Origin of the sequence: Microcystis viridis FACHB-1342, assembly GCF_014698335.1 — a bacterium.
GTDB classification, from domain to species: Bacteria; Cyanobacteriota; Cyanobacteriia; order Cyanobacteriales; family Microcystaceae; genus Microcystis; species Microcystis ichthyoblabe_A.
Window position 1 is genome coordinate 26,584 of sequence record NZ_JACJSV010000050.1, and the last position, 8,891, is coordinate 35,474.

Sequence of the window (8,891 nt, forward strand, 5' to 3'; positions counted from 1 at the left end):
ATAAATACCCCTTCAATCAATCTTGAGGAGGGTTTGTTTTTTTATATCTCTTTTTTGGCAATAGATGCTATAATGAAAGGCCACTCTTTAAGATTGCTTGATCGATCGTGGACTTTGAGATTATCAGCGGTATCACGAATATCGAGATTATTGCCACAGGAACAGGAATTCGTAATCGGGAACGGTTGCAAAAACAGTATGGCAAAGGTAAATGGAGAAAATTAAAGGGCATAGCCCAAGTTCAGCTTCCCAATGGTATAGTAGGGTTAGCTGAAGTCCATTGGTATGAAGCTCATGGCATCGGCAAAAAAGAATTTAAGCTCAAGTTACCGTTTCTAGATTGACCATGAAAATAGAGTCATCTCCAACAAATAAGTTCGCAGTTTGTCTCAATAATGAAGGCTACGAAGCTTCACTAGAGGTGGGCAAAATATACCGCGTTATCCCTGATGAGACAGCAGAAATAAACAGTCTAATTCGGGTTATTGATGAAAGTGGTGAAGATTACGCTTTTTCTGTGAATCGGTTTTATGCTATTGAGTTACCAAAGCCAATAGAAGAGGCTTTATTATCAGTTGCCAACTAAAACCCTCTCAATCCACTGAAAAAGAAACCACAAAAGTAGGCTAAATTACCTCTAAAAATACTATAAATACCCCTTCATTCAATCTTGAGGGGGTTTGTTTTTTCCTTCATCAACCATCTGTAAAACACTGCTGTATAAAGGCGCAGCAACCCAAAATCCTGCTTGATTGATCAAAGCGTCTAGTAGGGGTTTCACCTCAGAGATTAACCCTCGATTCTTCGCCTCAACCAAAATGCCCAGAATTCCTGTGTATCGAAGATTCAGTCTAGCAGCAATCCTACGACCACGACGCTCATCAATCAAAACTTGATCTGCTCCCAACTCAAGTGCTAAAGCAATAGCCTCAGCTTCTCCCTTATCTAGTTCATCAGCAAGAGCTTTAATCACTGTGTGGTTAGTTACCGTTCGAGTTTGAATCCAATCTAAGGTTTGGACTTCTATTGAACCTGCTACTGGAAAATCAGGCTCAGTTAATTCTCGATAAACTGCTTCAGGAATAAAAACTATTTCGTAAAGTTGTTGTAACAGATGAAGTTGATTAATGGCGGCAAGATTGTTGATAGGGGATGTATCACTGACAACAATCACAATCTTCCCATCTCCCGCAAGTTCTTAATATCCTGTTCAAAATCTTCGACATCGTAGTGTACCGGAATTTGACGACTTGCAAGTAGGTGTTGAAAAGCAATACGATTCATTCCTGCAAATCGACTCGCTTGAGCAAGGGTGAGCTTCTCTTTTTGAAAGAGCATGACCGCAATTTCCTGCCTCATCTCAGCTTCAGTCATGCGTGTTGCACTGAGAATTTCATCGGAGATATCAATACTCATGGCTATAACCCTATCTATCCCTTCCTATTGGAATAATATCATAACCCCCTTCATTTAGTCAGTTGAGGGGGTTTATTTTTTGCGTCTCTTCCTCTTACACATTTTACACATTAAGAATCAGTTTTATGCTATTGAGTTACCAAAGCCAATAGAAGAGGCTTTATTATCAGTTGCCAACTAAAACCCTCCCAATCCACCGAAAAAGCAACCACAAAAGTCTGCTAAATTACCTCTAAAAATACCATAAATTCCTCCTCATTCAGTCAGTTGATGGGTTTATTTTTTTGAATTCCTCCCTCAAAAAATTCTCAAGGACACTAGAAAATCACTAAAAACTCTGCTGGAGTAATAATTGGAATCCCTTGATAAGTATTGAGAATTAAAAGATCCTTATCGCCTGTTATGATGTATTGTGCCATTCCAGATACAGCTAATTCTAGGAATTTATTATCATCTAAATCGGAACAAACTCTCGTTTCATGCGATATATCAACAAATAAGCTCCTATTTCTAAGAGACGACAAGAAATCTAACCTATCATCTTTTTCTAAATATTTGTCAAATTTCTTTTTACTTATTCTCGTTGCCAATTCTTGATAAGTTGCCTCGCTCTGGAGAATAGTAAATTGACTGACTGCTATATTGATTACTTTTTTGGGTGTTCCTAGGGGATTGAGTAAAGCACTAATAAAAACATTGGTATCTATAACAACTCGATTAGGATTCATCTACTAATAGTTCTGTTAGTTTATCTTCTGTCAAACCTTTAGCTTGAGCTTTTTTGCCGACTTTATCCATAATTGAGATAAGACTTTCTGAATTTTCCTCAATCGTCAGATTAACTTCTTGTTCAGGAGAAAAACCTAACTGAGCGATTAGTGCAGGAATCTCCGATACCTTAATATTTTTGAGAACTTGTTTCATGGCTTAACTAGGTGTATCTTCAACTTTCATTGTACCCTATTTAATCACATTTAACAGTGTTCCTCAAATCGTCCTCGACCTCTTCGCCACAACTTCAACCCTGAAGCGTAAACTAAAACCCTCTAAATCCACCGAAAAAGAAACCACAAAAGTAGGGTAAATTGTCTCTAAAAATACCATAAATGCCCCCTTAATTCAGTTAGTTGAGAGTGGGAAACGTCGGAACAGCAGCCAGCCGTCGAGAAATGATGTCAAATCCCGTCATACTTTATCTTTATTTCTGACTGGCTGCCTAGAGAAATCAGAAAGTAAAAGTTGTGCGGATAGTGCCGATAACTAAGGTGGAATTGTTGTTATTTGAGTTAGGAGAAGTAATCACGATTACCCCCGGAGTAAGGGCAATATTATCGGTGAGTTTCCACTCATAAAATCCTTCGATATGAAAGGAAGTATCGGGATCATTGGTGGAACTGCCATCATTTAATCTAATACTAGAACTAGATACCCAGGGCTGCATACCAACAATAATACCGGCCGTATTTCCTTCCTTAAATAAATCAGGAAAAGCCAAAGTTACCGCCCAATTCCAGATATCTAAATCCCCGCGTTCTAGTTGTCCATCTAAGGTGCTAAGGGTGATAGCTTTTGTGTAACCACCCCAACCACCGAGGACAAAACCATCGACAATTCGCCAACTAAATTGTAAACCCAAACTATTATTAATTGTCGGGACAGCCTCCCCCAATAGTTCTTTGGTGAAAAATCGGAAATTCGAGCGCTGGCTTCCCGTTCCCGTATCTAATTGGTTATAACCATGAAAGTAGGATAAAGCAATGCCAAAATTCTCGTTAGGAACATAACCCAGCTGCCCTAGGGCAGTATAGGAACCGTTAAATAAACCCGCTCCTGGGTTAGGATCGTTAGCATCCCCGGCAAGATAACCGGCGCTGAATTGCAAAGCCCCATAATTACCCTGTAAACCGAGTCCAGTTTGTCCGGGGGCAAAATAAAGGGGATTGCGGGTACCAAAAGCGGAAAGCGCCCCACTAGCACCATCTCCATCCAAAAAGTTGAGGGTATTGGTAAAGTCATCTTTAGCACCTCCCGTCGCTTCTAACCAGAGGTGGATATTTTCCGTTACGGGGAAACTGTAGTTTAAAACTTCTAGCAGTAAATCGTTGCCGTCCGGTTGGGTAAAGGCTAAGGTACTGGCAAAAGTTCCCGTAGTATCGGCTAAATCGGCAATATTTCCCGTTGCTAGACGGGTATAGAGTAAATCTTTGCCTGTGAAGCTAGTATTTAATTCTAAACGGGCCCGATAACCAAAAGCTGGCACTTGGGGAATCCCTTCACCACCGTTTTTTCCTCCTGTGGCTACCCCATATAATGCCATCACCACTTCCCCGGTTAATTTAGTAGTGGTGGAAAATTGATTATTTTCCAGAAAAGCGACTCGATTTTCTAAGTTATCAACCCTAGCACCCAATGCCGCTAATTCTGTCTCGAATTCCTTGACTAATCGCTTGATTTTGTCTAGATCTTCTTTTAATACCGCTACTCCTTCTTGAATCAATCTTTCTAGGGTATTTAAGCAGGCATTCAACCCGGCGGCAAATTCCCAACGAGTTAAAGCGCGTTCACCGCGAAAAGTGCGGTCAGGATAACCTACTATACAACCATACCTCTCCACGAGACTTCTTAAGGCCTCAAACGCCCAGGCGGTGGGAGAAACATCCCGCAATTGATTGACACTTGTTACCTGTGCCATGGGGTTACTAGAGAGGTTTTCGAGACTATTAGCCAGTACCGGACTAGAAAAACCCAGTAATATCGCTGCTGTTAGGAAATTTTGCTTGATTTTCATTGCTGGTTCCCACACCTACAAGAATGATTATTGTTCTCAGTATAATTAGGTTAGCAAACTTTTTCTAGTCTGGCACTGTTGCAAATATTTTTCAAATGTTACTCTAGATAAAATCTGAATTGCCTAGCATTTATTGATTAAAATAAATCTTAAATGATAATAAAAGCAATAAGTAAATAATTTTATTGTTGCTAAAAACAAGATAGAGACGCTGCTGACAGCATCTCTAAATGATTATTTTTGGTTCAATTGAGGATAAAAAAGAGGTAACTAGCGCAATTCAGCGTTAAACTCGTTAAAAGAGCGTCTTTTTAACTCTACCGATTCTGATCGAGGCAAAAGATCAAAAACCTTTCTTAAGACATCATCCACATCTTCATATTTAACATTGCCCAAACCATCATAAACCACTTTACCTTGTTGGTCTAAAACCACCGTTTGGGGAACCCCACCGCGATAATAGTAACCCGGTTCATCGGGACGATAGGAAGACTTTAAGGGGATAGAATCGACAGTAACGGGGATAATACTGGCGGCGCGACCGTAAAACTCTTGAAAACGGGAGACAATCGCCGCAAATCGCTTACAATCACTACTATCATCCAGATAATAGACGATTATAGCTGGAATTTTCCGTTGAAAAGTTTCCGCTAAATTTAGACGCGGTGGTACGAGGGAACCATTACCCGCGTAGACCACAAAAATATTACCATCGAGGCGATCGTCATCGATCCCCGCGTAGGCGCTAGGGGTTAGCCAAGGAGACAAACTCGTCAGGGCCATAATAAGAAAGACAAGACAGATCCGAAGACGCAGGCGATAACGAGATTTCATGATCAACAGAGTTAGAATATTAAGACAATTTTTCGGTAAAAAATATTGTGACCTTCGAGCGCGATAATTCCCAAACCACCTCGCGAGTCATTGCCGCTAACTCGCGCTTTGCCAATACTTATTATGCCATTCTAGGACTACATCCGAGTGCCTCGGTGATCGAAGTGCGACGCGCCTATCGGGAACTCAGCAAACGATACCACCCCGATACTACCGAACTCAGCCCCGAAGTGGCAACGGCTAAATTCCAGCGTCTTAACGAAGCTTATGCCACCCTGAGTAATCCCGATCGCCGTTCCCTGTATGATTTACAGATAGGTTACTCGCGCTGGAATGTCATCCAAACTATCCCCGATAGCGATGAACCCATAGCTAATCGTAGCGCCTATCTCGATCCGACCGATCGCCCCCTATCTTCGGGAGAAATTTTTGCTTTGTTTATCTTGGCACTCACCCTGCTCGGCTGCTTGTTACTGGCGGTGATTATTGCTATGCTTCGAGGAGAGAATGCTGTCACTGTAGCCCAATTATTTTTGATTTAGATGCGATGAAGATTCCCACTGCTGATACTCCCCTCTATAATCATCCCTTACCGGCGATCGAAGCATGGCTAGTTAAGTTAGGTTGTCGGAAAAATACCGAGAATGTCCACTGTTGGACTGTGGAAAAACTGACATGGAAAGCGGAAATCTGCCTCGATATCGAAGAAATCACCGTTCGTTACTTTCGGGCAGCCAATGATGGCAGTGACATCAATCGCGCTTTTAAATACTCCCTTAGTCGTCAAGATATCGAATCGGCGGTTTTTTCTGGTCCCTAATCAATAGTCCAACTTTTGACTAAAAAGTGCCAGCGATTGGAGCGATCGGGGGGAGAATTCAGGGACTTTTTCCCTGAAAATTGGCTAATTGACCACCTGAAAATCGGTAAAACCCCACACCCCACACCCTACACCCCACACCCTACCCCGTTAAGACAGCGCCGGAGTGGGCAGCAGGGAGAGCTATTCCAAGCATTTGTACTAAATTTCCCGAGACAGGCTGTCAATCCAGTACACTTGTTCAGTTTGAAGTCAAAGCTCCTCCACAACTGGAACCGCTCCCGGCAGTGCAACCGTAGCAATAGGAAGCGGTTTGTACCTCTGCAATTAGATCTAAACTATCCGCTTGTAATAAATCTGGCAGGGTTAATTTTTGGCCTTGACTGGTGCAAGCAGCCAGAGCCTCCATCTGATTAAAATCGCAGTCATAGATATTACCTAAATAATCGATCGAAAGCTGATTACGACACATCAAATGTTCGATAGTATCCCCATTAAAATGACTTTCAAGGAATTGAAGATAGGGTTGATAGAGTTGCCGGTGTTCCAGATGGAAGCGCGTCCTGCCGACGGGTAAGTTAGTGATAGTAAACAGATTGTTAAAAGAAATATTAAAATGTTCTTGCAAGAACTTTTTGTAATCCTGTGTTAGGGATACCTGATCCGGTGTGAGAGAAAAATTCTCTGACTTAGGAATCTGGGGATTATAGACTAAATCCACAATCAAATTCGGCTCTTGAGCGTAGCCAAGACGGTTTAACCATTGTAAAGCATTGATCGATCGATCATAGACTCCCAGACCGCGCATTTTATCCACATTATCGGCAAGATAACAGGGTAAAGAAGCCACCACCCGCAGCTGATGGGCAGCGCAATATTCAGGAATATCAGTAAATCCTTTCTCGAAATAAATAGTTAAATTCGAGCGCACAATTACCTCTTTTCCCGCTTTTCTAGAGGTTTCCACAATTGGTTTAAAACCGTAGAGCATTTCGGGAGCGCCGCCGGTCAGATCGACGGTTTTAATTTGGGGAAATCTTGCGATCAGTTCGATAATTTGTTCGCATACTTCTGGAGTCATTTCTTCGGAGCGAACTGGACTAGCTTCCACATGACAATGGCTACAAGCAAGGTTACATCTTTTCCCTAAATTAATTTGCAGAACCGAGATTTTTTGCTTAGTTAAAGGAGTTTTTAGTTTCTCAAAAAAAGGAATCATGGGAGAGTAATCACTAATCAGTAATTAGTAAACAGAATCACTAATCAATGATAACTGATAATGGATGAGTTTTTTGTCAATGGGCAACTACTAACTCAGATAAACTTGATTTTTCTCTTAGTTGCCAGGGGATAGCTCAGAAAGATTAGCTGATTTTTCTTGCCAATCTTGACCAATTTTAATTGTCACATCAGAAGCGAGATTCCCTGTACTTTCCACCAAAACTTCCCCGACACCAAGGCTATTATGCAGGGCAGCAGCGAGGGAATTATCCCCTTTTTGAGCAATAATTTTGGTAGTTTCTAGAATTGGCGATGAAGACTTAGAGACAAAAACATTTTCATAACCCAATGAGCGCAGATATCTGACTAGAGTTTGCACCGCTTCTGGATTATCGGTGCTATCTTCCACAGCGATGCGAGTCGGTTGCGTAGTTTCTTCAGTGTCAGCCATAAAAAAGCCGTGGTTGAAATGTTGAGCCACTAGCTCTTGAATTTTACTTTGATTGGGCAACCAATAACTGATCCCTTGCCGACCATCACCATTAAAGTCTCCTGGTAGGAGTAGCATTTGCACATCAGCTCGCTCAGTTTTGGAGGCAAAACCGGCTAGGGCGAGTAACTCCTCTAAACTGAGATTAGTATCGATACTATTGCGGATAACCTCGATAATATCAGGAATTTTCAATAAAGTTGCTGGTTTTAGGGTTTGTTCCACTAAAGACCGCATTAATTGCTGTTGTCGTTGGATACGACCGATATCGCCTTTAGCATCGTAACGAAAACGGGCAAACTGGAGGAATTTCTCGCCGTTGAGGTGTTGTTCCCCTTTTTTCAGGTCAATGTAGAGGTGTTGACTAAAATCTTGGTACTTCATGTCTTTGGGAACATATACCGTCACCCCCCCCAAAGCATCAATTAATTTTTCCACACCCTGCACATTAATGCGAACATAGCGATCGATAGCGACTCCCTCTAAAAGATGACTAACCGTTTCCGCCGTTAAAGCAGGTCCACCGAGGGCGTTAGCTTCATTGATTTTTTTCTCCCCGTAACCCTCGATATCGGTGCGGGTATCCCGGGGGATGGAAAGCATGGTTAACTTCTGTCTTTGGGGGTCAAAACGCAGTAACAGCATGGTATCGGTTAAACCCTCCAAGGAATTAACCGGGGCATGATAACCCAAATCTGGGGTTTCTGCCTCCTTGACATCGGATGTCAACACTTTTGCGCCGACTACCAGAATATTAACGGGGCGGTTGAGGGCGGGAAGTTGCAGATTTTCATAGGATATGGCCTGCTGATTGTTAAAAGCGGCGGCTTCTTGAGGACTAAGAGCAGCTTGTCGCAAAGGTGTGGAGGAGAGAGACACAGCCAACATAGCACCGGCCGTAGCGGAAACTAGGGCGCAGCCAGTTAAGCCTAGGGCTGTCAGGAACCATTTACTGGACAATCGCCGCTTTTTAACAGGTTTAGCCGCTAATTTGCTTGATTTTCCGCTTTTAAGCCTTGATTTTGTCTTGTTAACCACAAATTGCCTCACACAATCACTAAATATCTCCCTAAAACCATATTTTAAAGGGATGAACTATTTTTTTTCTCAGATACCCGGAAAAGATTATTAAACTAATTGGGTTTTCTAGAGAGTTAGCAGATAATATAGCAGAATTTTTCCTTATCGTTGTTCTGCATGGCAATTTTGTCGAAATATCTAGGGTTTGCTGGTGGGGAAGTGGGAAAGTGGGGTGTAGGGTGTGGGGTGTAGGGTGTAGGGTGTAGGGTGTGGGGTGTGGGGTGTGGGGTGTGGGGAGAATA

At 42.2% G+C, this 8,891-nt stretch carries 12 protein-coding genes; 4 read left to right on the forward strand and 8 right to left on the reverse strand.

Annotated features, from left to right (window positions below):
• Window positions 1-107 precede the first annotated feature (107 nt).
• Complete coding sequence (locus H6G40_RS15980) at window positions 108-344, forward strand: hypothetical protein (protein ID WP_002736200.1); 237 nt, start codon at window positions 108-110, stop codon at window positions 342-344.
• Between the two features lie 2 nt (window positions 345-346).
• The gene (locus H6G40_RS15985) at window positions 347-586 is read left to right on the forward strand and encodes a hypothetical protein (RefSeq protein ID WP_016515173.1); all 240 of its coding nucleotides are present in this window, start codon (window positions 347-349) and stop codon (window positions 584-586) included.
• A gap of 78 nt (window positions 587-664) precedes the next feature.
• Here H6G40_RS15985 and H6G40_RS15990 read toward each other — a convergent pair whose 3' ends face one another.
• The 6 genes from H6G40_RS15990 to H6G40_RS16015 all read right to left on the reverse strand — a co-directional run bounded on the left by H6G40_RS15990 (window position 665) and on the right by H6G40_RS16015 (window position 5,038).
• Window positions 665-1,174, reverse strand: coding sequence for a PIN domain-containing protein (locus H6G40_RS15990; protein ID WP_002737594.1), 510 nt, complete (start codon window positions 1,172-1,174; stop codon window positions 665-667).
• A complete protein-coding gene (locus H6G40_RS15995) occupies window positions 1,171-1,416 on the reverse strand; it encodes a UPF0175 family protein (protein ID WP_002748168.1) in 246 nt (81 codons plus the stop codon). The genes H6G40_RS15990 and H6G40_RS15995 overlap by 4 nt, the downstream gene beginning before the upstream one ends.
• Window positions 1,417-1,733: 317 nt before the next feature.
• On the reverse strand, window positions 1,734-2,144 hold the full coding sequence (locus H6G40_RS16000; protein WP_002737522.1) for a putative toxin-antitoxin system toxin component, PIN family: 411 nt from the start codon (window positions 2,142-2,144) through the stop codon (window positions 1,734-1,736).
• Complete coding sequence (locus tag H6G40_RS16005; RefSeq protein ID WP_002737474.1) at window positions 2,134-2,340, reverse strand: hypothetical protein; 207 nt, start codon at window positions 2,338-2,340, stop codon at window positions 2,134-2,136. Before H6G40_RS16005 ends, H6G40_RS16000 begins: the two co-directional genes overlap by 11 nt.
• 301 nt (window positions 2,341-2,641) lie before the next feature.
• Window positions 2,642-4,204 carry an iron uptake porin gene (locus H6G40_RS16010; RefSeq protein ID WP_190537959.1) on the reverse strand — a complete coding sequence of 521 codons (1,563 nt, stop codon included), beginning with the start codon at window positions 4,202-4,204 and terminating at the stop codon, window positions 2,642-2,644.
• Window positions 4,205-4,474: 270 nt separating this feature from the next.
• Complete coding sequence (locus H6G40_RS16015) at window positions 4,475-5,038, reverse strand: thylakoid membrane photosystem I accumulation factor (RefSeq protein ID WP_002785788.1); 564 nt, start codon at window positions 5,036-5,038, stop codon at window positions 4,475-4,477.
• Between the two features lie 47 nt (window positions 5,039-5,085).
• On the opposite strand from H6G40_RS16015, the gene H6G40_RS16020 reads away from it, so the two are divergent.
• The gene (locus H6G40_RS16020) at window positions 5,086-5,580 is read left to right on the forward strand and encodes a J domain-containing protein (protein WP_061430346.1); all 495 of its coding nucleotides are present in this window, start codon (window positions 5,086-5,088) and stop codon (window positions 5,578-5,580) included.
• A gap of 5 nt (window positions 5,581-5,585) precedes the next feature.
• The gene (locus H6G40_RS16025; RefSeq protein WP_002737741.1) at window positions 5,586-5,858 is read left to right on the forward strand and encodes a DUF3143 domain-containing protein; all 273 of its coding nucleotides are present in this window, start codon (window positions 5,586-5,588) and stop codon (window positions 5,856-5,858) included.
• A 241-nt stretch (window positions 5,859-6,099) separates the two neighbouring features.
• Here the strand turns inward: H6G40_RS16025 and arsS are convergent, their stop codons facing one another.
• Together arsS and H6G40_RS16035 are read right to left on the reverse strand one after the other, a co-directional pair.
• Window positions 6,100-7,077 (reverse strand): arsenosugar biosynthesis radical SAM (seleno)protein ArsS, encoded by a 978-nt coding sequence (gene arsS / locus H6G40_RS16030; protein WP_190537960.1) that lies wholly within the window; start codon window positions 7,075-7,077, stop codon window positions 6,100-6,102.
• Between the two features lie 117 nt (window positions 7,078-7,194).
• Window positions 7,195-8,607: an LCP family protein gene (locus H6G40_RS16035; RefSeq protein WP_069474898.1), complete on the reverse strand. Its 1,413-nt coding sequence runs from the start codon at window positions 8,605-8,607 to the stop codon at window positions 7,195-7,197.
• Between the last annotated feature and the right edge of the window lie 284 nt (window positions 8,608-8,891).

What these genes read in the sequence shown, in the direction of transcription:
- H6G40_RS15995 (WP_002748168.1), bottom strand. Translation starts at nt 1,416, where the DNA reads ATGAGTATTGATATCTCCGATGAAATTCTCAGTGCAACACGCATGACT.
- H6G40_RS16010 (WP_190537959.1), bottom strand. Translation starts at nt 4,204, where the DNA reads ATGAAAATCAAGCAAAATTTCCTAACAGCAGCGATATTACTGGGTTTT.
- H6G40_RS15985 (WP_016515173.1), top strand. Translation starts at nt 347, where the DNA reads ATGAAAATAGAGTCATCTCCAACAAATAAGTTCGCAGTTTGTCTCAAT.
- arsS (WP_190537960.1), bottom strand. Translation starts at nt 7,077, where the DNA reads ATGATTCCTTTTTTTGAGAAACTAAAAACTCCTTTAACTAAGCAAAAA.
- H6G40_RS16005 (WP_002737474.1), bottom strand. Translation starts at nt 2,340, where the DNA reads ATGAAACAAGTTCTCAAAAATATTAAGGTATCGGAGATTCCTGCACTA.
- H6G40_RS16000 (WP_002737522.1), bottom strand. Translation starts at nt 2,144, where the DNA reads ATGAATCCTAATCGAGTTGTTATAGATACCAATGTTTTTATTAGTGCT.
- H6G40_RS16025 (WP_002737741.1), top strand. Translation starts at nt 5,586, where the DNA reads ATGAAGATTCCCACTGCTGATACTCCCCTCTATAATCATCCCTTACCG.
- H6G40_RS16015 (WP_002785788.1), bottom strand. Translation starts at nt 5,038, where the DNA reads ATGAAATCTCGTTATCGCCTGCGTCTTCGGATCTGTCTTGTCTTTCTT.